22 protein-coding genes and 1 tRNA gene are annotated in these 24,290 nt (G+C 64.7%); 2 read left to right on the top strand and 21 right to left on the bottom strand.

From position 1 onward, the window contains the following. Positions 1-57 precede the first annotated feature (57 nt). The 12 genes from pnp to DDZ17_RS09645 all read right to left on the bottom strand — a co-directional run bounded on the left by pnp (position 58) and on the right by DDZ17_RS09645 (position 12,332). Positions 58-2,187, bottom strand: a complete 2,130-nt coding sequence (gene pnp, locus DDZ17_RS09590; protein WP_116366283.1) for a polyribonucleotide nucleotidyltransferase — start codon at positions 2,185-2,187, stop codon at positions 58-60. A 60-nt stretch (positions 2,188-2,247) separates the two neighbouring features. Then, entirely contained in the window at positions 2,248-2,517 is a 270-nt protein-coding gene (gene rpsO / locus DDZ17_RS09595; protein ID WP_116366285.1) for a 30S ribosomal protein S15, read from the bottom strand. Between the two features lie 137 nt (positions 2,518-2,654). Beyond that, positions 2,655-3,584: a tRNA pseudouridine(55) synthase TruB gene (gene truB, locus DDZ17_RS09600; RefSeq protein ID WP_116366286.1), complete on the bottom strand. Its 930-nt coding sequence runs from the start codon at positions 3,582-3,584 to the stop codon at positions 2,655-2,657. Continuing rightward, on the bottom strand, positions 3,584-4,003 hold the full coding sequence (gene rbfA, locus DDZ17_RS09605) for a 30S ribosome-binding factor RbfA (RefSeq protein WP_116366288.1): 420 nt from the start codon (positions 4,001-4,003) through the stop codon (positions 3,584-3,586). Before rbfA ends, truB begins: the two co-directional genes overlap by 1 nt. 21 nt (positions 4,004-4,024) lie before the next feature. After that, positions 4,025-6,781: a translation initiation factor IF-2 gene (infB, locus tag DDZ17_RS09610; protein ID WP_116366290.1), complete on the bottom strand. Its 2,757-nt coding sequence runs from the start codon at positions 6,779-6,781 to the stop codon at positions 4,025-4,027. Positions 6,782-6,844: 63 nt separating this feature from the next. Next, positions 6,845-8,338, bottom strand: a complete 1,494-nt coding sequence (nusA, locus tag DDZ17_RS09615) for a transcription termination factor NusA (protein ID WP_116366292.1) — start codon at positions 8,336-8,338, stop codon at positions 6,845-6,847. A gap of 1 nt (position 8,339) precedes the next feature. Next, entirely contained in the window at positions 8,340-8,822 is a 483-nt protein-coding gene (gene rimP, locus DDZ17_RS09620; protein WP_116366294.1) for a ribosome maturation factor RimP, read from the bottom strand. A 111-nt stretch (positions 8,823-8,933) separates the two neighbouring features. Beyond that, a tRNA-Met gene (locus DDZ17_RS09625) sits at positions 8,934-9,010 on the bottom strand. Positions 9,011-9,147: 137 nt separating this feature from the next. Further along, positions 9,148-10,143, bottom strand: coding sequence for a fumarylacetoacetate hydrolase family protein (locus DDZ17_RS09630; protein ID WP_116366296.1), 996 nt, complete (start codon positions 10,141-10,143; stop codon positions 9,148-9,150). A 27-nt stretch (positions 10,144-10,170) separates the two neighbouring features. Beyond that, positions 10,171-10,710: a VOC family protein gene (locus tag DDZ17_RS09635; protein WP_116366298.1), complete on the bottom strand. Its 540-nt coding sequence runs from the start codon at positions 10,708-10,710 to the stop codon at positions 10,171-10,173. Positions 10,711-10,726: 16 nt separating this feature from the next. After that, complete coding sequence (gene hppD, locus DDZ17_RS09640; protein ID WP_116366300.1) at positions 10,727-11,839, bottom strand: 4-hydroxyphenylpyruvate dioxygenase; 1,113 nt, start codon at positions 11,837-11,839, stop codon at positions 10,727-10,729. A gap of 148 nt (positions 11,840-11,987) precedes the next feature. Then, entirely contained in the window at positions 11,988-12,332 is a 345-nt protein-coding gene (locus DDZ17_RS09645) for a hypothetical protein (RefSeq protein ID WP_116366302.1), read from the bottom strand. Between the two features lie 290 nt (positions 12,333-12,622). Between DDZ17_RS09645 and DDZ17_RS09655 the strand changes: the two genes are divergently transcribed. Then, positions 12,623-12,964 (top strand): type II toxin-antitoxin system RelE/ParE family toxin, encoded by a 342-nt coding sequence (locus DDZ17_RS09655; RefSeq protein WP_116366306.1) that lies wholly within the window; start codon positions 12,623-12,625, stop codon positions 12,962-12,964. Then, a complete protein-coding gene (gene nadS, locus DDZ17_RS09660) occupies positions 12,957-13,244 on the top strand; it encodes a NadS family protein (RefSeq protein WP_116367237.1) in 288 nt (95 codons plus the stop codon). Before DDZ17_RS09655 ends, nadS begins: the two co-directional genes overlap by 8 nt. An 86-nt stretch (positions 13,245-13,330) precedes the next feature. Here the strand turns inward: nadS and DDZ17_RS09665 are convergent, their stop codons facing one another. The 9 genes from DDZ17_RS09665 to DDZ17_RS09705 form a co-directional block, all read right to left on the bottom strand. Continuing rightward, a complete protein-coding gene (locus tag DDZ17_RS09665) occupies positions 13,331-14,038 on the bottom strand; it encodes an RNA polymerase sigma factor FliA (protein ID WP_116366308.1) in 708 nt (235 codons plus the stop codon). Positions 14,039-14,168: 130 nt separating this feature from the next. Beyond that, complete coding sequence (locus DDZ17_RS09670) at positions 14,169-14,633, bottom strand: hypothetical protein (protein WP_116366309.1); 465 nt, start codon at positions 14,631-14,633, stop codon at positions 14,169-14,171. Next, entirely contained in the window at positions 14,630-16,810 is a 2,181-nt protein-coding gene (gene flhF, locus DDZ17_RS09675; RefSeq protein WP_116366311.1) for a flagellar biosynthesis GTPase FlhF, read from the bottom strand. Before flhF ends, DDZ17_RS09670 begins: the two co-directional genes overlap by 4 nt. Further along, entirely contained in the window at positions 16,807-18,888 is a 2,082-nt protein-coding gene (gene flhA, locus DDZ17_RS09680) for a flagellar biosynthesis protein FlhA (protein WP_116366313.1), read from the bottom strand. The genes flhF and flhA overlap by 4 nt, the downstream gene beginning before the upstream one ends. Then, positions 18,885-20,042: a flagellar biosynthesis protein FlhB gene (flhB, locus tag DDZ17_RS09685; RefSeq protein ID WP_116366315.1), complete on the bottom strand. Its 1,158-nt coding sequence runs from the start codon at positions 20,040-20,042 to the stop codon at positions 18,885-18,887. Before flhB ends, flhA begins: the two co-directional genes overlap by 4 nt. A 157-nt stretch (positions 20,043-20,199) precedes the next feature. Further along, complete coding sequence (gene cheZ, locus DDZ17_RS09690; RefSeq protein ID WP_116366317.1) at positions 20,200-20,886, bottom strand: protein phosphatase CheZ; 687 nt, start codon at positions 20,884-20,886, stop codon at positions 20,200-20,202. Positions 20,887-20,915: 29 nt separating this feature from the next. Then, positions 20,916-21,302, bottom strand: coding sequence for a chemotaxis response regulator CheY (cheY, locus tag DDZ17_RS09695; protein WP_116366319.1), 387 nt, complete (start codon positions 21,300-21,302; stop codon positions 20,916-20,918). Positions 21,303-21,361: 59 nt separating this feature from the next. Then, entirely contained in the window at positions 21,362-23,098 is a 1,737-nt protein-coding gene (locus tag DDZ17_RS22900) for a methyl-accepting chemotaxis protein (RefSeq protein WP_116366321.1), read from the bottom strand. Positions 23,099-23,144: 46 nt separating this feature from the next. Beyond that, positions 23,145-24,206, bottom strand: coding sequence for a protein-glutamate methylesterase/protein-glutamine glutaminase (locus DDZ17_RS09705; protein ID WP_116366323.1), 1,062 nt, complete (start codon positions 24,204-24,206; stop codon positions 23,145-23,147). Positions 24,207-24,290: the final 84 nt, after the last annotated feature.

Raw genomic sequence — 24,290 nt, forward strand, 5'->3', positions numbered from 1 at the left:
AAAAAGGGGCGCACCCTTGCGGGAGCGCCCCTGAATCAACGACCGGGGTAACCGGGATCAGGAATCGGCAGATTCCTGTGCCGGTGCTTCCTCGGCCGGAGCCTCATCTTCCAGCAGTTCCTTGATGGACAGCTTGATACGGCCGCGCTGGTCCACATCCAGAACTTTTACACGCACTTCCTGGCCTTCGCTCAGGTGGTCGGTCACATTCTCCACGCGCTCGTTGGCGATCTGGGAAATGTGCACCAGGCCATCCTTGCCGGGCAGGATGTTCACAAAGGCGCCGAAGTCGACAATGCGCGCCACGGTACCGGTGTAGATGGCACCCACTTCTGCTTCGGCAGTGATTTCCTCGATCAGTTCCACCGCCTTGTCGCGGGCGGTCTTGTCCTGGCCGAAAACACGCACGGTGCCGTCGTCGTCGATGTCGACAGTGGCGCCGGAGGCTTCGGTGATGGAACGGATGGTGGCGCCGCCTTTACCGATGATGTCGCGGATCTTGTCGGAGTCGACCTTCAGGGTGATCATGCTCGGCGCGTTGTCGGAGGTGACTTCGCGGGCCGCCGGCAGAACAACATTCATCTGGCCGAGGATGTGCAGGCGGGCCTGCAGGGCCTGCTGCAGAGCGATCTCCATGATCTGCTCGTTGATACCCTCGATCTTGATGTCCATCTGCAGGGCGGTGACGCCTTCGGCGGTACCGGCCACTTTGAAGTCCATGTCGCCGAGGTGGTCCTCATCACCGAGGATGTCGGTGAGTACGGCAAAGTTGTTGCCTTCTTTCACCAGACCCATGGCGATACCGGCAACCGGCGCCTTCAGGGGCACGCCCGCGGCCATCAGGGCCAGGGAGCCCACACACACAGAGGCCATGGAGCTGGAACCGTTAGATTCGGTGATCTCGGAAACCACGCGCACGGTGTAGGGGAATTCCTCTTCGCCGGGCAGCACCGCAGCCAGGCCGCGACGGGCCAGGCGGCCGTGTCCCACTTCACGACGGCCGGTGAAACCGATGCGGCCGGCCTCGCCCACGGAGTAGGGCGGGAAGTTGTAGTGCAGCATGAAGGGGTCGCGGCGCTCGCCTTCCAGGGCGTCGATGATCTGGGCGTCGCGGGTGGAGCCGAGGGTCACGGCGCCGATGGCCTGGGTTTCACCGCGGGTGAACAGGGCCGAGCCGTGTACTTTGGCCAGCAGATCCACTTCGCAGGCGATGGCGCGAACAGTGCGGTTGTCGCGACCGTCGATGCGCGGCTCGCCGGCGATGATGCGCTTGCGCACCAGGTTTTTCTCGACCTTCTTGAAGATGTCTTTCACTTCATCGGCAGAGGGGCCGCCTTCTACCGCCAGGGCGGCGACGCAGGCTTCGCGGATTTCACCCACGCGCTCGTAGCGCTGGGCCTTCTCGGTGATGCGGTAGGCTTCACCCAGGTCGGTCTTGACCTGTGCTTCAACGGCGGCCAGCAGTTCTTCGTTGATGGCCGGCGCCTGCCAGTCCCAACGCGGCTTGCCGGCTTCGGCGGCCAGTTCGCTCACGGCCTTGATCACGGCCTGCATTTCCTGATGGGCGTACAGCACGGCGCCCAGCATCTGGTCTTCAGACAGCTGCTTGGCTTCGGACTCCACCATCAGCACGGCGTCGGTGGTGCCGGCAACCACCATGTCGAGCTTGCTGTCTTTGAGCTGCTCGTAAGTGGGGTTCAGCATGTAGCCCTTGGCTTCGTTGAAGCCAACGCGGGCGGCGCCGATGGGGCCATTGAAGGGGCAGCCGGAGATGGCCAGGGCGGCGGAGGTGCCGATCATGGCCGGAATGTCCGGGTCGATGTGCTTGTCGGCGGACATCACGGTGCAGACAACCTGCACTTCATTCATGAAGCCGTCGGCGAACAGCGGGCGGATGGGGCGGTCGATCAGGCGCGAGGTCAGGGTTTCTTTCTCGCTGGGGCGGCCTTCGCGCTTGAAGAAGCCACCGGGAATCTTGCCGACGGAGTAGGTCTTCTCCTGGTAGTGCACAGACAGCGGGAAGAAGGGCTGGTTTTCCTTGGCGGTTTTCTCCGCCACCACGGTAACCAGCACGGAGGTGTTCTCGACAGTCACCAGAACCGCGCCGGTCGCCTGGCGGGCGATGCGGCCGGTTTCCAGGGTGACGGTCTGACCACCGTACTGGAAGGTTTTCGTTACTGGATTCACGTTATTTCTCCAATTCTATACATGACAACCGGGGCACTGGGCCCCGGTCTATGGTGCAGCTTATCGACGCAGACCCAGGCGCTTGATCAGGTCAGCGTAGCGGTTCACATCCTTCCGCTTCAGGTAGTCCAGCAGTTTGCGGCGCTGGTTCACCATGCGGATCAGGCCGCGACGGGAGTGGTGATCCTGCTTGTGCTCGGCGAAGTGGTCCCGGAGCTGCTCGATATTTGCCGTCAGCAGCGCGATCTGTACTTCGGGGGAACCGGTGTCGCCTTCAGCTACCTGGTACTCCTTGACGATTTCTGCTTTCTTTTCAGCGTTTAAAGCCATTGCTATTTCCTCAGTTGAATCTGCCTGTGGCAGCAGCACTTACCGCTGCGCGTTCATGAAAGAAGATTGTCCGTGCAGATTTACAGACATCTCCGGTTTGCATCACTGTCGACGCTCGCGACGGTGATATGCCTGTGTCACCTCCCGGTGACGATCAGTCGACGGGGCGCCACGCGCCCGTCGTCCAATATCTCGCCAACACCCAGAAACTCACCGGTCTCCAGAGCGACGCGCACCATACCATTACAGGGCGCATTTGGCACCTGAACGGGCTGGCCCTGGCGCATGTAGAAGCCGCCGGATTCAGTCAGCTGCACCAGTGGCATGGTGCGCACGGCAGTATCCGCCGGCAGCAGCAACTGGTCCATGTCTGCCAGCCTGTCGTTCTGCTTCAGGGCCTCCAGCGTGGGCAGGGTGACCGCATCCGCCAGGGTGAAGGGCCCCGCCTTGGTGCGCCGCAGCACACGCACATGGGCGCCGCAGCCCAGGGCCGCGCCGAGGTCCTCGGCGATGGAGCGCACGTAGGTGCCTTTGCTGCACTCCAGCGCTACATCCACCTCTGCCCTGGGGCCCGGGCGAAAGGCCAGCACCTCCAGCCGGTGCAAGGTGACCTGGCGCGACCTGCGCTCAACCTCTACGCCCTGCCGGGCCAGCTTGTACAGCGGCTGGCCATCCTGCTTGATGGCCGAAAACATCGAGGGCACCTGTTCGATCTCGCCGCGAAAGGCTTGCAGCGCCTTGCGCACGGTGGCCTCATCCAGCGCCGAGGCATCCGCCTGGGCAATCACTTCGCCCTCGGCATCGCCGGTGGCGGTGGCGGTGCCCAGCACAAAGGTGCTCTCGTAGGCCTTGTCTGCATCCAGCAGGAACTGGGAGAACTTGGTCGCCTCGCCAAAGCACAGGGGCAGCACCCCGGTGGCCAGCGGGTCCAGGCTGCCGGTATGGCCGGCCTTCGCCGCAAAATACAGGCGCTTGGCCTGCTGCAGGGCGTGGTTGGAGCTCACGCCGCCGGGCTTGTCCAACACCAGTATGCCGTCCACCGGACGGCCGCGACGACGCCGTGCCACTAGGACGGCTCTCCGCTGCCGTCTGTGCCGTCGTCCTCTTCGTCGCGCAGGCCGAGCTCGCGGTCGGCATCGGCAGCGCGACGGATCAGGTCTTCCATGTTGCGGCCGTAACCCACGCTGCTGTCAAAGTAGAAACGCAGCTGGGGCACCATGCGCATGTTGCTGTCGCGGGACAGCTGCGAGCGCAAAAAGCCCGCCGCCTTGTTCAGCACACCGGCGGTTTCCGCCGCGTCGTCGCTGGAATCCACCCCCAGCCGGGTAAAGAATACCTTGGCGTAGCCGAGGTCGCGGCTGACATCCACGCCGGTGATGCTCACCATACCCACACGCGGGTCGCGCAGTTCCTGCTGGATCAGGGCGGCCAGTTCGCGCTGCAAGTAATCGGCAACGCGCTGGGTGCGGCTGTATTCCTTGGCCATGTCGGGCAGAGTCGCCGCCCCTTACAGGGAGCGGGCGATCTCCTTCACCTCGTACACTTCGATCTGGTCACCGACCTTCACGTCATTGTAGTTCTTCACGCCGATACCGCACTCCATGCCGTTGCGCACTTCGGCGGCATCGTCCTTGAAGCGGCGCAGGGATTCCAGCTCGCCCTCGTAGATCACCACGTTGTCGCGCAGTACACGAATCGGCTTGGCGCGGTAGACGGTGCCCTCGGTCACCATGCAGCCGGCGATCAGGCCGAACTTGGGCGAGCGGAACACGTCGCGCACTTCGGCGATGCCGACGATTTCCTCGCGCATCTCCGGCGCCAGCATGCCGGACAGGGCCTGCTTCACATCGTCGATCAAATCGTAGATCACGTTGTAGTAACGCAGGTCCACGCCCTCGGCCTCGATCAGGCGACGGGCCGAATTGTCGGCGCGCACGTTGAAGCCGAAGATCACCGCGTTGGAGGTCATCGCCAGGGTGACGTCGGTTTCGGCGATACCACCGACACCGCCGGAGACGATATTGACCTGCACCTCCTCGTTGCCAAGCTCCAGCAGCGAGGCCTGGATGGCCTCCAGCGAACCGCGCACGTCGGCCTTGACCACCACGTTGAGGGTCTTCTTCTCGCCGGCGGTCATGCTCTCGAACATGTTGTCGAGCTTGGCCGCCTGCTGGCGCTGCAGTTTGTTGTCGCGCTGCTTCTCCTGGCGGAAGTCGGCCACTTCGCGGGCGCGCTTCTCGTTCTCCACCACGGCAAACTGGTCGCCCGCATCCGGGGTGCCATCCAGGCCGAGGATTTCCACCGGGATACTGGGGCCGGCTTCGTTCACCGGCTGGCCGTTCTCGTCCAGCATGGCGCGCACGCGGCCGTACTGCAGGCCGGCCAGTACGATGTCGCCCTGGCGCAGGGTGCCGCTTTGCACCAGCAGCGAGGCCACCGGGCCGCGGCCCTTGTCCAGGCGGGATTCGATCACGATACCCTGGGCCGGCACATCGCGCGGCGCCTGCAGTTCCAGCAGTTCGGCCTGCAGCAGCACCGCATCCAGCAGGGCCTCGATGCCCTCGCCGGTATGGGCGGACACGTTGATGAACTGGGTGTCGCCGCCCCACTCCTCGGGAATTACTTCCTTGGCGGACAGCTCGTTCTTGACGCGGTCGGGGTCGGCCCCTTCCTTGTCGATTTTGTTCACCGCCACGATCAGCGGCACACCGGCCGCCTTGGCGTGCTGCACGGCTTCTTCGGTCTGGGGCATAACGCCGTCATCGGCCGCCACCACCAGAATCACGATATCGGTACTCTTGGCACCGCGGGCGCGCATGGCGGTAAAGGCCGCGTGCCCCGGGGTGTCCAGGAAGGAGATCATGCCGTGGCCGGTCTCTACGTGGTAGGCACCGATGTGCTGGGTAATGCCGCCGGCCTCGCCAGATGCCACGTGGCTCTTGCGGATATAGTCCAGCAGGGAGGTTTTACCGTGGTCCACGTGGCCCATCACGGTCACCACCGGCGCGCGCGGCTCCGGCGTGCCTTCGTGTAGCGACAGGGTTTCCTCCAGCTTCTCTTCCAGCGCGTCGGCGCTGATCAGCTTGACGGCGTGGCCCATTTCCTCGACCACCAGGGTCGCGGTGTCCTGGTCGATCATCTGGTTGATGTTCGCCATCACGCCGAGTTTCATCAGCTCCTTGATGACTTCGCCGGCCTTGACCTTCATCTGCTGGGCCAGGCCCTGCACGGTGATCATGTCGGCCAGCTCCACTTCCTGTACCTGGCGCTCGGTGGGCAGCTCAAAACCGTGCTTGCCGTGTTCGGCATGGGAGGCCTTGAGCTTGCGGCGACCGCCACGACGGCGGCCAAAGCCGTCGCCTTCGAGGTTGTTCAGGGACATGTGGCCGCGCTGCTTGCCACGGCCCGGCGGGCGCTCCAGGCGACCTTTGCCAGCGGACTTGCGACGCTGCTCTTCGTTGCTGCGGGTGCTGGCATCGGGGGACGGCGCATCGTGCAGGCGCTTGGGGCGCTTGGCTTCTTTCTCTTTCTCGCGCTCGGCACGGGCGGCCGCCTCGGCCTTCTGGCGCTCTTCCTCGGCTTTTTTGGCCTCGATGGCGCGGCGGCGGGCCTCGGCCTCTTCCGCTTCTTTCTTCTTGCGGCGCTCAGCCGCACGCTGGCGCAGGATTTCGGGGTCCAGCTCCAGCGGGTCTTCTTTCTTGGGCGCGGGGGCGGGCTCCTGCGCTGCCACCGGCTCGGGTTCGGGCTCCGGCTCGGGGGCCGCTTCCGGCACCGGCGCGGGCTCTTCGGCGACGGGGGCCTCTTCCACTTCCGGCTCGGGGGCCGCAGCTTCCGGCTCCGGCTCGGCCTCGGCGGCTTGTGCCTCGATGCGCGCGGCTTCTTCGGCGGCAGCGGCGGCTTCGCGCGCGGCCTGCTCTTCGGCTTCCTGGGCCGCGGCGGCCTCCGCTTCGGCCCGCAGCTCTTCCGGGTCACGCTTGACGTAGGTGCGCTTCTTGCGCACTTCGACGTTTACCGTTTTCTTGCCCTGGGAGCCACTGGTGCGCAGGGTGCTGATGGTTTTGCGTTTCAGCGTGATGCGCTTGGGCGCCTCGGTGGCTTCACCGTGGCTGCGCTTCAGGAAGGTCAGCAGAGTCTGTTTGTCCTCTTCGGACACCGCTTCGTCCGCCGCTTTGTGCGGCAGACCGGCGTCTTTCATCTGTGTGAGCAAGCGCTCCACGGAGGCATTCACAGTTTCTGCGAGTTGCTGTACTGTCACCTGCGCCATTCAATAATCTCCTTAAATCCCGTTTCCCAGTCTGCCCAATGCCGTGCCACTGTTGCCGTGGTCTTACTCGGCGTCCTCCGCAAACCAGGGTGCGCGGGCGGTCATAATCAATTCACCGGCGCGCTCTTCTGTCATTTCCGGGATATCCATCAGGTCTTCCACACCCAGTTCCGCCAGATCTTCCATGGTGATCACTTCACGGCTGGCCAGAATGTAGGCCAGGTGGCGATCCATGCCGTCCATGTTCAGCAGATCTTCAGCGGGCTCATGGGCGCCCAGCTCTTCCTCGGACGCAATCGCCTGGGTCAGCAGCGCGTCCTTGGCACGGGCGCGCAGTTCCTCGGCGATGTCCTCGTCAAAGCCCTCTACCGCAATCATTTCTTCCAGCGGTACGTAGGCTACTTCCTCGAGGGTGGTAAAGCCCTCTTCCACCAGGATCTCGGCGACTTCCTCGTCGACATCCAGTTGTTCCATAAAGGCCTGGATCACCTCGCCGGATTCGGCCTCGTGTTTCTCGGCCGCTTCCTCGGTGCTCATCACGTTGATGGTCCAGCCGGTCAGCTCGCTGGCCAGGCGCACGTTCTGGCCGGAGCGGCCAATGGCCTGGGCCAGGTTGTCCTCGGACACGGCGACATCCATGGTGCCGCTGTCCTCGTCCATCACGATGGACTCCACCTCGGCCGGGGCCATGGCGTTGATCACCAGCTGGGCGGGGTTGTCGTCCCACAGCACGATGTCCACGCGCTCGTTGTCCAGTTCGTTGGACACGGCCTGCACGCGGGAGCCGCGCATGCCGACACAGGCGCCGACCGGGTCGATGCGCTGGTCGTTGGTTTTTACCGCGATTTTGGCGCGCGAGCCCGGGTCGCGGGCGGCGGCGCGAATCTGGATGACTTCCTCGGAAATCTCCGGCACTTCAATCTTGAACAGCTCAATCAGCATCTCCGGGCAGGCGCGGCTCAGAATGAGCTGCGGGCCGCGGGTTTCGGTGCTGATTTCTTTCAGTACGGCGCGCACCCGGTCGTTGACGCGGAAGGTTTCGCGGCCCACCAGCTGGTCGCGGGGCAGCAGGCCCTCGGCGTTGTTGCCAAGGTCCACAATCACGTTGTCGCGGGTCACTTTCTTGACGCTGCCGGCCACCAGTTCGCCGACGCGATCCATGTACTGTTCCACCACCTGGGCGCGCTCGGCGTCGCGCACACGCTGCACAATCACCTGCTTGGCGGTCTGGGCGGCAATGCGGCCAAAGCCGACGTTCTCCACCTGCTCTTCGTAGATGTCGCCGGGCTTCAGGCCCGGGTCTTTCTCGGCGGCTTCCTCGGTGGTGAACTGGGTACCCAGCAGGGCCATTTCATCGTCGGGCACCACCAGCCAGCGGCGGATGGTTTCGTAATCGCCGGTTTTGCGATCGATGGTGACCTGAATGTCCGCTTCCTCGTCGTAGCGCTTTTTGGTCGCTGTCGCCAGTGCCAGCTCAATCGCCTCGAAAATGATGTCCTCGGAGACACCTTTCTCGTTCGAGACGGCTTCCGCCACCATCAGGATTTCCTTCGTCATCTCAAGCCTCGCTTGTTCGATCACTGCCCGCCAGGCGGGGTTGAATACGCGCTTTTTCGATTGCGCCGTGGGGCAACAGGTATTCGTGGTCGTCCACCTGGACCACCACGTCTTCGCCCTCGACTCCCTTCAGGGTTCCCTTGAATTTACGGCGCCCGTCAAAGGGGCGGCGCAAACGCAACTCTATCCACTCGCCGACATAGGGCAGGTACTGCTCGAGCTTGAACAGCAGCCGGTCCACACCCGGGGACGACACCTCCAGGGTGTACTCGCCGGCAATCGGGTCTTCCACGTCCAGCACGCCGCTGACGTGGTGACTGACAGTGGCGCAGTCTTCCACGCCAATGCCCTGCTCGCTCTCGATATAAATGCGCAATACCGTATGACGGCCCTGTGACAGGTACTCGATACCCCACAGCTCAAAGCCCAGCGCCTCCACAGAGGGCGCCAGCAGCTGCTGGAGTTCCTGTTCCTTTGTCGCCATTGGCAAGTTGCTCCCACCGGCTGGCCGGTACTTTTTCGCAGATACGAAAAAGCCCCTGAAAAGGGGCTTTCCGAACGTATCACCTAGATTAAGGAGCGGGTGATACGTAATTGGTAGCGGGGGCCGGATTTGAACCGACGACCTTCGGGTTATGAGCCCGACGAGCTACCAGGCTGCTCCACCCCGCATCAATACTTCCTCGCTGTGAAGGCCCCTTGGCGCTTCACCTCAGGCTGCGTTGTTGCTGCTGCCTGAATTCGAGGGTGTGCATTATAGGTACGGCCCCCATGGTGGTCAACCGGGCGCACCCATTTAATTTCATTATTTATTGCGGGGCGCTCACGCGCTGCTCAATGGCGCCAAAAATCGATTGCCCGGCACCATCGCGCATCTCGATGCGCACGGTGTCGCCATACTGCATGAAGGCGGTTTGCGGCTTGCCCTGCTGGATGGTTTCGATCATCCGGATCTCGGCGATGCAGCTGTAGCCGAGCCCACCCTCGCTCACCGGCCGCCCGGGGCTGCCATCGGCATCTTTATTGGACACAGTGCCAGAGCCAATGATGGTGCCGGCACCCAGCGGCCGGGTTTTTGCCGCGTGGGCCACCAGGGTCGGGAAGTCGAAGGTCATGTCCACCCCGGCATTGGCCTTGCCGAAGGGCGCGCCGTTGTAGCTCACCAATAAAGGCAGGTGCAGGCGGCCGTCGTTCCAGGCACCACCCAGCGCGTCCGGCGTCACGCACACGGGGCTGAAGGCGCTGGAGGGCTTGGACTGGAAAAAGCCGAAGCCCTTGCCCAGTTCACCGGGAATCAGGTTGCGCAGGGACACATCGTTCACCAGCATCACCAGGCGAATGGCGGCGGCGGCCTGCGCCGGGGTGGCGCCCATGGGCACATCGCCGGTAACCACGGCAATCTCGCCCTCGAAGTCGATGCCCCAGTCGGTGCTGGCCATGACGATGGGCTCGCGGGGGCCGAGGAAGGTGTCGGAGCCGCCCTGGTACATCAGCGGGTCGCTCCAGAAGCTCTGGGGCATCTCGGCGCCGCGGGCCTTGCGCACCAGCTCCACATGGTTCACATAGGCGGAGCCGTCGGCCCATTGGTAGGCACGCGGCAGCGGCGAGGCGCAGGTACTCTCGTCGAAGGGTTCACCTTCGCCGGCATTGACCCGGCCAGCCAGCGACTGCAATGCCGGCTCGGCGTCGGCCCAGTTATCCAGGGCAGCTTGCAGGGTCATGTTGGCGGCCAGCTGGCGCGCCAGGTCATCCGATACCACAACCAGGGCGCCGTCGCGCCCCGCCTTCAATGATGCGAGCTTCACAGTATCCTCCTTGGGTGATATTGGGTGTTATTCAGTGTCGTCCTGGCGCTCATGCAGCCAGGCGGCGTGGCGCGGCGCCCGCTTGGTGCGCGACCACTCCTCTATCATGGCGGGCGCCACTTCCCGCAGCTGCTCCAGATCCCCGGGCCGGTCGATATTGGCGGCCAACTCCAGGCGGTGGCCATTGGGGTCAAAGAAATAGATGGACTTGAAGATACCGTGATGGGTTGGCCCCACCACGTCCAGCCCTTCGGCTTCAACCTTCGCCTTGGCGGCCAGCAGTTCCTCCACCGAGCCCAGCTCAAAGGCTATGTGCTGCACCCAGTCCGGGGTGGCGGCATCGCGCCCCATGGCGGGGGAATTCGGCAGTTCGAAGAAGGCCAGCACATTGCCCATGCCGGCATCCAGGAAAATGTGCATGTAAGGATCCGGCGCGCCGGTGGAGGGCACCTCGTTCTCGGCAATGGCCAGCACCAGGTCCATGTCCATCACCCGCTTGTAGAAGTCCACCGTTTCCTTTGCGTCATTACAACGGTAGGCCACGTGGTGAATTTTGCGAATGTTCATGGCAGCGCCTCCCGGCTCAACCTGTCTGTTTTGCGTCGCTGGTGCTGTTGGTGCTATCGTCGCCGCCAATCACGCCCCGGGCCAGTTGGTCGCGCTCGATGGATTCGAACAGGGCCTTGAAGTTGCCCTCGCCAAAGCCTTCATCTTCCTTGCGCTGAATGAACTCGAAGAACACCGGCCCCAGCAGGTTGGCCGAGAATATCTGTAACAGCAGGCGCGGCTGGCCACCCTCGGTGGTGCCATCCAGCAAAATGCCGCGCTGTTGCAATTCGGCGGCGGGCTCGCCGTGGCCCGGCAGGCGCTCGTCCAGCATGTCGTAGTAGGTGGCCGGTGGCGCGGGCATGAATTCAAGGCCCGCAGCCTTGAGTTTGTCGTAGCAGGCCAGCAGGTCGTCGCAGGCAAAGGCAATGTGCTGGATGCCCTCGCCGTTGTAGGCCATCAGGTATTCCTCGATCTGGCCGCCGCCCTTGGCTTCTTCGTTGAGGGGAATGCGGATTTTGCCGTCGGGGGCCGTCATCGCCTTGGACAGCAGGCCGGTGTATTCCCCTTTGATGTCGAAGTAACGGATTTCGCGGAAGTTGAACAGGTCCTCGTAATAGGAGGCCCAGTAGTCCATGCGCCCGCGGTACACATTGTGGGTGAGGTGATCCAGAGTATGGAAGCCGTGGCCGGCGGGCTTGCGCTCCACCCCGTCCAGCCAGTGGAAGTCGATATCGTAGATGCTGCGACCTTCTTCGTAGCGGTCGATCAGGTAGAGGATGGCGCCGCCGATACCCTTGATGGCCGGCAGGCGCAGCTCCATGGGGCCGGTGTCCACCTGGATCGGCTGGGCGCCGTTGTCCAGCGCGCGGTTGTAAGCGGCGGTGGCGTCCTTGACCCGAAAAGCCATGCCACACGCGCCGGCGCCGTGCTCGCGGGCGTAGTACCAGGCGTGGCTTTTGGGTTCGTAATTGGTGATGAAGTTGATGTCACCCTGGCGCCACAGGCTGACGTCCTTGGTGCGGTGCTGCGCCACCCGGGCAAAGCCCATCATCTCAAAAACCGGCTCCAGCACGCCCTTCTCCGGCGCGGTGAACTCCACGAACTCGAAGCCATCGAGGCCCATGGGGTTGTCAAACAGGTCTGCCATTTCTCCCTCCGCTATCTGTTGCACAGGCGCATTGGGCGCACCCGTTCAGTTTGCGGAGAGTATAGGCACCCACCCAGATGGTTGCAAATGCAACTATATGGGTGGGCGCCGGTCGGGCATGGCTCGCGCCCCGGTGGCGCGGGCCTGGCTAGCTGTTTTTACGGAACTGGCGCAGCTCCCGATTGAACTGGGCCGCCACCCGCTCCATGCCGTCGATGGTTTCGTTGCGCTTTTTAATATAGGTGGGCGAACCGTTGGACCCGGAGTCCTCCAGGCAGGCGATATAGGCTTCGCCGCTGCTCACGTACTCCTTAACAGCCTTTTGCACCGCGGCCATTTCGGATTCCGAGGCGGCGCTGCCGTCGGGAATGCTGGCAGCAAACACCGGCTCGCTGCAGGCCAGCGCCTTGGAGGTCATCAGGGAAACAGCCAGCGCCACTGCAGCGGCGCCGCCGGTGCCCGCACTGCGGGAATGGCGATTTTGCATTTTCATGTCTTCTCCTGGGAGTCTGGGGCTTCGGGTGACGGCCCGGGCCACCGCGCAGCAGAACGACCACGCCCGGCAGCGGCACCGCGCTGTCTACTGCTCTATCGGCGGCGGGGAGAAAACCTTGAGGGGGATGGTGGGGATGCGTTACTTAAATACCACAGCCTGGACAACCCGCTGCGCGGCAGGTGACCGCCACGGCGTGCAGCACTGAGTGGGCGGGCCCTAGCGACCCACGCTAACAGCTTTGGATGGCGCCTTGACCATGGGTAATCCAATGGATTACTGTAGGCTGCATGCAGACTATCGTAGAACTGCCTGAATTCGTAAAGCATGCACATGCGCTTCTGGAAGCAGGCGAAAAATCCAGCATGATCAGCTACCTGGCTTTGCACCCTCGCGCTGGCGATTTATTGCAGGGTACGGGAGGGATTAGAAAGCTGCGGTGGTCTGCTCAGGGAAAAGGTAAAAGTGGCGGGGTTCGCGTTATTTACTATTACCACAACGGCTCTATACCCCTGTTCTTACTGACCGTTTTTGGCAAGGGTGAAAAAGCGAACCTGAGCAAGTCTGAGAGGAATGAACTCGCAAAGTTAACCCGTCTTTTACACAAGCATTATGGTGGCAGCGATGACTAGCGCATTTTCAAGTATTAAGCAGGGTTTGGCCGAGGCCGTAGCCTTTTCGAAAGGCAAGCCGGGCAAAGCCGTTGTCCATGAATTTGGCCCACTGGATGTGAAGAAAATTCGCGCTAAAGTCGGTATGTCACAGAACGAATTTGCTTCAGCATTTGGTATCAGTGTGAGTACGCTTCGACATTGGGAGCGAGGCGACCGTAGCCCGCAAGGTCCGGCCCTGGTGCTTCTGAACGTCGTTGCCAAAGAGCCGGAAATGGTCCTTCGCGCACTGGCCTCCTAGTATCCGGATACCGCAACGACTACAGCGCTGCCTGGGATGCGAATCCGGGTAAGCACATCCGGGAGAGCAACCTGTAGCGATCTCAGCTAGTCCCCATCCACCAGCCGGGTACGCAGGCGGCTGATGGCCTGGCTGTGCAGTTGGCAGACGCGGGATTCGCTGACGCCGAGCACGGCGCCGATTTCCTTGAGGTTGAGTTCTTCCTGGTAGTACAGGCCCATCAGCAGTTTTTCGCGTTCGGGCAGGGCGTCGATGGCCTCAGTGAGTTGCTGCCGGCGCTCGCCTTCAAGCAGGGCGCCAAAGGGTGTGCGGCTCTGGGGGGCGCTGTCTTCGGGCTCGCCGTCTTCTACCACCACTTCTTCGTAGGGCAGTAAAAAGCCGTTGTTGATGTCGCCCAGCAGCTGCTGGTAGTCCTGCAGCGAGATGCCCAGGGCCTGGGCCACTTCCCGCTCCTGGGGCGGCCGCCCCAGCTCCTGTGCCAGCTGGTGCATGACGCCGTCGAGTTCGCGGGCGCGGCGCCGCACGCTGCGGGGCAGCCAGTCGCGCGAGCGCAGCTCGTCGATCATGGCGCCGCGAATGCGGGCGTTGGCGAAGGGGAGGAAGGCGGTGCCGGCGTTGGGGTCGAAGCGCCCCAGTGCGTCCAGCAGCCCCAAAGTGCCCGCCTGAATGAGGTCGTCGAGGTCCACGCCCGCCGGCAGGCGCACCTGCAGTGAAAGTGCCTGCCGGCGCACGGCCGGCAGGTATTCTTCCAGCAACGCTTCCTGTGAAATTTTACCCTGTGCAGTGTATGTCATAGCCCGAGTGCTTGCCTTTTTTGCCATCGGCGACAGCATCGCCAGCCTTTATTATTTCCCTTGCGGGCCGGGGCCCATGCGGCGATTAAGGCAACCTGCAGCGCCCTATTCCGGCCTTTCACCGGCGGCGTCAGGACTTGATCAGCAGCAGCTTTACGCCGCAGCGCTGCAGGGCCACGCGGCGCAGGTTGTCCAGCCTTGCGCTGTGCGCCATGCGCGGCGGGTGCAGGGCCAGCAGGTGACGCGGGCCGGGACGCTCGCCCAGGGCGCGCAGCTGGGCAAAGGCGCGGCAGATGCCCTCTGCCCCCTCGTCTACCCACAGGCCCCAGCGCGGGTGCAGCGCAGCCAGCGCCGGCAGGCGGGCATCGTCGGGGTGTATCGGGCGCACCTGCCAGCGCAAAGGGTCTCCCACCCAGTCATAGCCCTGGGCCTGCCAGTGCTGCAGCACACGGGTTACCCGCTGGCTGCTGTCGTCCTGCCGGCCGAGCCCGAGCACCATGAGGGTGCGCTCGTTGGCCTGGGGGGCGGGCACCGACAGGGATGACAGGGACCTGGCCCAGCGGCGCAGGCCCTCTGCCTGATCGCCGTCGATCATGCGTTGCCGGCGGGCAGCGACAGCGCCAGGCGGCGCAGGGCCTCGCGCTGGCCGAATAGTTGCATCAGCGCTTCCAGTAGCAGCTGGGGGGAACGACGCCGCGGGCGGCCGTCCAGCGCCAGCAACTGTGCCCGCACATCCAGCGCCCAGTCGCTGTGGTTGCGATCCAGTTGGCATGCCAGGGCAGCCAGGCCGTGGGCCACGCAGTGCAGCCGCTGCGCCTGCCCGCGCCAGGTGGGCAGGCGCTCGCCCAGCAGGTCGGCGGCCTTGCGCCGCAGGGCAAAGAAGGTGTCGGCAAACGACTGCTGCGTCAGCAGGGTGCGACAGTCATCGGGGTGCAGCTCGGCCGGCACCAGCCAGTAGCGCCGGCCGATAACCGCGCCGGTATCAAGGTTGCGCAGTTCACCCAGAATGGCGTTGAGGCGTGCGCCGCAGCGCCGGCGGCGGCCGCCCAGGGCGGCGTACACCGGCACGCTGTGCAGGCGCAGCTGCACCTCGCGCCCGCGCAGTTCCACCGCCATGGCCCCGGCACTGGTGGCCTGTGGCCACAGCTGCGACAGGGGCAATCGATGCCCCCGGCAGTACACCCGGCTCTGGTGCGATGCGCTCACCAGCCAGGGCGTTTGCTGCTCCAGCAACAACAGGGCGCTGTGGCTGTCGGGCAGTTTGGACAGCAGCAGGGCACGGCCTGCCGCACGCTGTGGCAGCTGGCCTCGGGGGCCGGCCGCCACAGGGCTCAGCAGGCTGAGCCCATCCTCATCCAGGGCCAGCAGGCTGAGCCCGTCCCCATCCAGAGCCAGCAAGCTGTCGCTGGCATCGCGCCCCTGCGCCAGCACCCGGGTGGCATCCGGCACCTGCGCCAGTGCGGCCACCGGCTCGCCCCGCCAGGCCTGCTGCAGGGTATCCAGCTCGGCCAGCTCGTCGTTCAGCTGTTGCCACACGCTCTGCAGGGCCAATCCGCGATCCAGTGGGTCGCGGCTGGCGGTTACTTCTTCGATCGGCGATGGCACTGCCATCAGCGCCTCGCTCATCAGCTCGCCAGGGGCGGCGGGCGCCAGGTCTTCGGGCACCCGCTGGCCATAGGCAACAAAGTGCAGGCGCAGGTTGTGGCGCATGACGGTGGCCAGCGCCGGGCCCAGACGGGGCGCTTCGTCGACCTTGCTGATAATGGCGTTGGCGATGTTGACGCCGGCACTGCGCGCCGCCTCGCGGTAGGCCACCACGGTGTCGTCCAGGGTTTCCGCCTGGGCGGAGGCATTCACCATCAGCACTGCCCGCACCGGGCGCTCGCTGCCGGCGAGTTGGCGCATCTGTTCTCGCAGGCGCTCGTCGCGCTGGCCCATGCCGGCGGTGTCGACAATCAATAGCGCTTTGTGGGCGATGTGCCCGGGCAGGTCCGCCAGCGATTCGCCGGGCGCCAGTACATGCATGGCCACCCCCAGCAGGTCGGCGTACACCTTGAGCTGGTCGCGAGCGCCCACCCGGTAGTGGTCGGCGCTGACCAGGGCGATGTCGGCGGAGCCGTAGCGCATGGCGTAGCGCGCGGCGAGCTTGGCGGCGGTGGTGGTTTTGCCCACCCCGGTGGGACCCACCAGGACCAGCAGGCCGCCCTCTTCCAACTCGGCCACGGCATCGGCCGGGGTGCGCAGGCGGTTCTGCAACTGCCGCACCAGCCAGCTGTCGGTGGCGGTGCCGGGGCTGAGCCCCGCCCGCGCGGTGGCGGCAATATCCTCGGCCAGCCCGGTGCCAAAGCCGGCACCCAGCAGGCGCTTTTGCAGGGCCTGGCGCAGCTGTTGCAGGCTGTCATCCGCCGGCGGTTCTGGCGGGCGGGCGGCGTTGAGCATTTCGCGCATGGCCTGCACTTCGTTCAGCAGGCGCTCGTGAGAGGCCAACAGGCTGGCGGTATCCACATCGGCGGCCGCTTCGGGCGCTTTGCTGTGCGCGCCGGGCTCGGGCGCGCGATGCTCGCCGGCAGGGGCGCCGGCCACTAACTCGGGCGCCTGCCCAAAGCCGCCAGTGCTGCTGGCGGCGGCCGCTTCGCCATCGGCCATGGCCAGAATTTCAATGCCGCCGTCGATGGGCCGGTTGGCGATGATCAGTGCATCGTCACCCAGCACGGCGCGCACCTGGCGCATGGCTTCGCGGCTGCTGGTGCCGACAAAACGCTTTACGGTCATGCTTGTGCCCCTATCATTCTGGTCATCCTCAGGCTGCGTTCATGCGGTATTTCGGACTGCGACATCACCGCCATTTGCGGCAGGCGGCGGCGCAGGAATCGGGACAGCGGCAGGCGCAGGGCGGGCGGCACCACCAGTACCGGCGGGTCGCCGGCCTGCTCCTGGGCCTCTACGCTGGCCTGCGCCTGGCTCATCAGGGTTTCGGCCAGGCCGGGCTCCAGGGCATCGCCGCTGGTCACGCCCTGCAACAGCACCTGTTCCAGGGCGCTGTCCAGGCCGATCACGTGCAGGGTCTCGTCGCCCGGGAACCACTGGTGGGTAATGGCCCGGCCCAGGGCAATGCGCACCTGCGCCAGCAGTTCTTCCGGCTCGGCGTCGCCGCTCTGCTCGGCCAGGGTGTCGAGGATGGTGCGCAAATCGCGTATGGACACCTCCTCCTGCAACAGCTGCTGCAGCAGGCGCTGCAGGGTGGTCATGGACACCCGCTTGGGCACCACGTCTTCCACCAGCGATTTATTGCCGCTGCCGAGCTTGTCCAGCAGGTGCTGCACTTCCTGGCGCCCGAGCATCTCGGCGGCGTGCTGCAGCAGGAGGTGATTGAGATGGGTGGCCACCACAGTGCTGGCATCCACCACGGTGTAGCCGTACACCTGGGCCAGTTCGCGCTGGTCGGCGTCGATCCACACCGCCGGCAGGCCAAAGGCCGGGTCGCGGGTGGGGGTGCCCGCCACTTCCCCGGTGAGCTGACCGGGGTCGATGGCCAGCCACTGCCCGGGGAAGGCTTCGCCGCGCCCGACTTCGGCGCCCTTGAGAGTCATGACATAGCGGTTGGGTTCCAGCTCCAGGTTGTCGCGGATGTGCACCACCGGCGGCAGAAAGCCGATCTCCTGGGCAAACTTTTTGCGCACGCTCTTGATGCGCCCGAGCAGCTCCCCCTGCTGGCGGTGGTCCACCAGCGGAATCAGCCGGTGGCCCACTTCCAGGCCCAGCATGTCCACCAGTTCCACGTCGTCCCAGCTGGCCTCGGGCACTTCGCGCACGGGCAGCGGGTCGTCGCTGATCTGCTGTTCGGCAATGCGGGTGTCGCGCTGGCGCAGCATCCACCAGGCCAGGCCGCCAAGGGTGGCGGTAAACAGCAGAAACACCAGATTGGGCATGCCGGGCACCATGCCCAGCAACCCCATCACCGCAGCAGACAGGGCCAGCACCTTGGGGTTGATGAGCAGCTGGCTGATCATCTGCTGCCCCACGTCCTGATCGGTGTTCACGCGAGACACAGTGACGCCGGCGGCGGTGGAAATCACCAGCGCGGGGATCTGGGCCACCAGGCCATCGCCAATGGTGAGCAGGGTGTAAGTGCGGGCCGCATCGCCGAAGGACATATCGTGCTGGATGATGCCGATCAGCAAGCCGCCGATGATATTCACCACCATGATCACCAGGCCGGCCACGGCATCGCCACGCACAAACTTGCTGGCGCCGTCCATGGACCCGTAAAAATCCGCTTCCAACGCTACCTCGGTGCGCCGCGAACGGGCTTCTTCCTCGCCGATCAGGCCAGCGTTGAGGTCGGCGTCGATGGCCATCTGCTTGCCGGGCATGGCGTCGAGCATAAAGCGTGCGCCCACCTCGGCAATGCGCCCGGCGCCCTTGGTGATCACCATGAAGTTGATGACCACCAGAATCAGAAACACCACCAGGCCCACGGCAAAGTTGCCGCCCACCAGGAACTGGCCAAAGGCCTCGATCACCCGGCCCGCGGCCGCGCCGCCCTGGTGGCCCTCCATCAGCACCACCCGGGTGGAGGCCACGTTCAGCGACAGCCGCAGCAGGGTGGTAAACAGCAAAACCGCGGGAAAGGCGGCAAATTCCAGTGCACTGAGGGTGAACATGCTGACCAGCAGCACCATCACCGCCAGCGCGATATTGAAGGTAAAGAACAGATCCAGCACGAAGGGCGGCAGCGGCAGGATCAGCATGGACATGACCAGCAGGATCAGCAGCGGCCCGGCCAGCACCTGTAACTGTTCCCGTTGTGGCCAGCGCACTGCGCTGGCATAACGGCCCAAACCATTCACGGTAGATTCTCCTCCGGCGCGGCAGGCACCTCGAGTTCTTCAGGCACGGGCAGTTGCACCGGCGCCTCTGGCGCCACTCCGCCCTCTGCGCGCACCCGGCGCAGGCGCAAGGCCCAGGCCAGCACCTCGGCTACGGCGGTGTACAGCCCGGTGGGCACTTCACGGTCGATGTCCACATGGCGGTGCAGGGCCCGCGCCAGGGGTGGCGCTTCCAGCAGGGGCACGCCGTGTTCAGCGGCAAGCTCGCGGATGCGCGCAGCCACCGCGTCGGCACCCTTGGCCACCACACGCGGGGCCGACATGCGCGCCTCGTCGTAGCGCAGGGCCACGGCGTAGTGGGTGGGGTTGGTGATCACCACGTCGGCCTCGGGCACTTTGCTCATCATGCGCGAGCGCGCCATGGTCTGTTGCTGGGCGCGTATGCGCGCCTTGAGCTGGGGGTCGCCCTCGGTTTCCTTGTGTTCGCGGCGCACTTCCTCTTTGCTCATGCGCAGCTTCTTGGCATGGCTCCACAGCTGGTAGGGCACATCCAGCACAATCACCAGCACCAGCGTCAGCACCATCAAGGCGCAAGCGGTGACCGCCAGGTGCAGGGCCGAGGCCACCGCCTCAACCACCGGGAAGTCCATCAGCGCCATGAACTCGCCGCGCCGGCTGTGCAGAAACCACAAGGCAACACTGCCCACCAGCACCGACTTGGCAATGGCCTTGCCCAACTCGGCCAGGGCCTGGCTGGAGAACTGCCTTTTCAGGCCCTTGATCGGATTCAGGCGGGAAAACTGGGGTTTCAGGGATTTGGCGCTCATCGACCAGCCACCCAGCAGCATGGGCGCCGCCAGGGCCAGTAGCGCCAGCACCAGGAACAGCGGCAACAGGGCCATGAGGGTGTGCTCGCCCAGGGTGGCCGCCGACACCATCATGGGGCCGGTTTCGAAGGCCTGGCGACGCTCGAACAGCAGCGACTGCTCCATAACCAACGCAAGTTGCGGCCCCAGCACCTGGGCCATGGCCCACAGGCCGCCAACGCCACCCAGCAGCAACATGAACGTGGCCAGCTCACGCGAACGCGGCACCTGCCCCTCTTCGCGGGCCTTTTCCAGGCGCCGGGGGGTGGCGGCTTCGGTTTTTTCCTGGTCGCTGGAATCGTCGGCCATAGGGGACAAGGGGCAATGTTAATCAACACCGCCCATTGTCATCACTGGCCACTGCCGCCGAAGCGGCAATTAACGCATCGAAAAGCGCGCTATTCGTCGCAAGCGCGCCCTGGCAATGGCGCCCGGCAGCGAACCGGGCGCTCAGCCTTGAGCTGGCTCAGAAGCCGAGTTCGTCCAGCAGGGAGTCCACCTGGTCCTGGCTGCTGACCACATCGGCGCCGCCCTCGCCCACCTGGGGGCCGTTCAGCAGGGAGTCCGACGATGCGCGCTGCTCGCCCGGCTCGTCCAGGCGGCGCTGCATGTCTTCCCGTTCCCGCCCCTCCGGCACGCTGTCCAGCAGAACCTGCAGCAGCTGGCGCTCTACCTCGCGGATCACGTCCATCATCTTCTTGATGACCTGGCCGGTGAGGTCCTGGAAGTCCTGGGCCATCATGATTTCCAGCAGTTCCTGGTTGGTGGCGCGGGTCAACTCGGGGATGGCCGACAAAAAGCCCCGGGTCTCGGTGACCAGTTCGCGCGCCGAATCCAGCTCCAGCGGGGCATCGAACCAGCCCTTCCAGCTCTCGTCCAGTTCCCGCGCTTTTTCTTCCAGCTCGGTCTGCAGGGGCTGGGCGCGGTCGATGGCGTTCAGGGCGCGCTCGGCGGCCTGCTCTGTCATGGATGCCACGTAGGTCAGGCGCTCCCTGGCATCGGGAATCGCCTGGGCGGCCTTTTCCACTTCTTTATCCAGGCCCAACTCGCGCATGCTGTCGCGCAGCATGCGGGTCAGCTGGCCGACCCGCTGCACCAGTTCGTCGCTGGTCTGTCCCTCGGCGGCGGACAGCGGCGTCACGTTCGTCGTCATACTCAAGTCTCCTGCCATTGCAGCTGCCATCAGGCGCCGAGCTTCTCGAAGATTTTGTTGAGCTTCTCCTCCAGCGTGGCCGCAGTGAAGGGTTTAACGACGTAGCCGTTGGCCCCGGCCTGGGCTGCGGCGATGATGTTTTCCTTCTTTGCCTCGGCGGTCACCATCAGCACCGGCAGGGATTGCAGGGCGCTGTCTTCGCGGATCTGCTTGAGCATCTCCAGGCCATCCAGGTTCGGCATGTTCCAGTCCGATACCACAAACTCGAAGCTGCCGCCGCGCAGTTTGGCCAGTGCCTCCTGGCCGTCTTCCGCCTCGTCGACGTTGTTGAATCCCAGCTCTTTGAGCAGGCTGCGGATAATCCGCCGCATGGTGGGAAAGTCATCCACCACCAGGATACTCATGTTCTTGTCCATCGTTACTTGCCTCGTTAAAAGTGCGGGGCGGGGCGCCGGCTGGCGGCACCGGACGCCAGTCAGAATTCTTCCCAGTCGCCCTGCGGGGCGCCATCGCGCAGCGCCACAGCCTGGCCACCGCTGGCCGCCACGGCCAGGGGCCGGGCCTTGGGCATGGCCGGCTCCTGGTCGTTGGCCGCCTGGCGGTGCTCATCGGCCGGGCGCTCCACGTTTTCGGCGGCAGCGCGCGGCGCGCCGCCTTCCATCAGGCGGAAGGTGGCCATGGCCTGTTCCAGGCGGCGCGCCTGCTCTTCCAGGGAGGCGGCGGCCGCGGCGGCCTCCTGTACCAGCGTTGCGTTCTGCTGGGTCACCTCGTCCATCTGGCTCACGGCGCTGCTCACCTGGTCAATACCGCTGCTCTGTTCCTGCGACGCGGCGGAGATTTCGTCCATGATGTCGGTCACCCGTTTCACGGCGCTCACCACTTCTTTCATGGTTTCACCGGCCTCGGCCACCAGGCGCGAGCCCTCATCCACCTGGGCGGCTGAGTTTTCGATCAGCTGCTTGATCTCATGGGCCGCATCGGCGCTGCTGCCAGCCAGGTTGCGCACTTCCCCGGCCACCACCGCAAAGCCGCGACCCTGCTCGCCGGCCCGCGCTGCCTCCACCGAGGCGTTCAGGGCAAGGATGTTGGTCTGGAAGGCGATGGAGTCGATCATGCCGGTGATGTCGGCGATCTTGCGCGAGCTTTCGGAGATACGCTGCATGGTGTCCACCACCCGGTCCACCACTTCGCCACCGCGCTCGGCGGTGTGGGATGCGTCGCTGGCCAGGCCGCTGGCCTGGCGGGCGTTGTCGGCGTTCTGCTTCACTGTGGCGGTCAGTTCTTCCATGCTGGTGGCGGTTTCTTCCAGCGAGGCGGCCTGCTGCTCGGTGCGCGACGACAGGTCGTTGTTGCCGCTGGCAATTTCAGTGGTGCCGGTAAAGATGGAATTGCTGCTGTCGCGCACGTCGGTGACGATGCGGGTCAGACTCTGCTGCATGTGATTCATGGCGGCAAACAGCTTGCCGATCTCATTGTTGCCGGGCACATCGATGGGATGGGACAGGTCGGCATCGGCAATGTGCTGCAGGTTTTCCACCGCGCGATACAGCGGCAGAATCACCAGAAAGCGCAGGCCGAGATAGATCACCACCACCATCACCACGGTCAGCCCCAGCAGGCCCAGGCCAACCAGGCTGAACTGCTCCACCTGCTGGCGGTAGCTCTGCATCTGGGCCAGCCGGCGGGTTTGTGCGTAGTCGACAAACCCGGCCACGCCTTCGGCAAGGCCGTCGCTGGGGGGCACCAGCATCTGGCGCAGGGAGTCAAAATCGGCAATGTCACCTTTCTCCAGTGCGCCGTACTGCTCGCGCACCAGTTCCATCACCTCGCTGAAGCTGCTCTCGATGATCAGTACATGCTCCATGCCCTCTTCGCTCTTGGGCTCGGCCAGGAAGGCATCCAGGCGCTCCTGGGAGGCGTCCAATTCCACCAGCGCGGTATTCATCTGGCGCTCGGCGTTCAGGCTGCGCTCCTGGGCCAGGTAGTTCACCGCCATCTCCAGTTTCACCCGGGCGCTGTTGAGCAGGCTCGCGGCGCTGTTGATGTGATCCACCTGCACCACGCTCTCCTGTTCGATCATCGCCAGCGATTCGGTGGCCGTGCGACTGGCGATGTAACCCAGGGCAGCCACCACGCCAATCAGCGATACAAAGCAAAAGAGGACGGTGGCCATGGCCACATTGATTCTCAGATTCCGCAGCAGCTTTATCATTGTGTCGATTCCTTGCTAGATGAGAGTTAGGTAAAGGGATGGGCCACTACACACGCTGGGCCCGACCCGAGGCCGTGGCCCGCGCCAGCAGCGCAGGCGCAATGTCGTCCAGCGCCAGCACATCGGCGGCCGCACCAAGGGCAATGGCCTCGCGCGGCATGCCAAACACCAGCGAGCTGGCCTCGTCCTGCGCCATGGTCTGGGCGCCGGCACGCTGCATGGCCAGCAGGCCGCACGCGCCGTCTTTGCCCATGCCGGTGAGCAGCACGCCGATGGCGTTGCGCCCGGCCTGTTCAGCGGCGGAGTTGAACAGCACATCCACCGACGGCCGATGCCGGTTGACCGGCGGGCCGCCATCCAGGCGGGCAATGTAATTGGCGCCACTGCGCGCCAGGCGCAGGTGAGAGTCGCCGGGGGCGATGTAGGCATGCCCGGGCAGGATGCGCTCGCCGTCCTCGGCTTCCTTCACGGTAATCTGGCACAGGCGGTTCAGGCGCTGGGCGAAGGAGCGTGTAAAGCCACCTGGCATGTGTTGGGCAATCAGGGTGGCCGGGGCGTTGGCTGGCAGGCGTTCAAGAATGCTGCGCAGGGCCTCGGTGCCGCCGGTGGAGGCGCCCAGAATGAACAGTTTTTCACTGGATACCAGCGGCGCCCGCAGCACCGGGGCGCGCTCTTTGGGGGCGGCCTCTCGGCGCTGCACGCGAGCCCCCGCGGCGGCCCTGATTTTGCTGGCGATCAGGTCGGCGTAGTCGAGCATGCCGCTGCGAATGCCGATGGAGGGCTTCTCCACAAAGTCGATGGCGCCCAGTTCCAGAGCACGCAGAGCCACCTCGGAGCCGGCCTGGGTCAGCGACGACACCATCAGCACCGGCATCGGGCGCAGGCGCATCAGGCGCTCGAGAAAGTCCAGCCCGTCCATGCGCGGCATTTCTACATCCAGCGTTATCACATCAGGGCTGTGCTGTTTGATCAGGTCTCTGGCCACCAGCGGGTCCGGCGCCACGGCCACGACTTCCATGTCGGCATGGCTGTCGATTATCTGTCGCAGCAGGTCGCGTATCAGCGCTGAATCATCAACGCAGAGCACCCGCAACTTGGCCCCACTCACTCACCTTCTCCTCGCTGGGTCCCGCCGTCTGATGGCGGCGGGCTCATTCTCTTTATCGGCCACGGCGCCCTGGCCTTTAGGCCC

This window comes from Parahaliea mediterranea, from assembly GCF_003402235.1.
GTDB classification, from domain to species: Bacteria; Pseudomonadota; Gammaproteobacteria; order Pseudomonadales; family Halieaceae; genus Parahaliea; species Parahaliea mediterranea.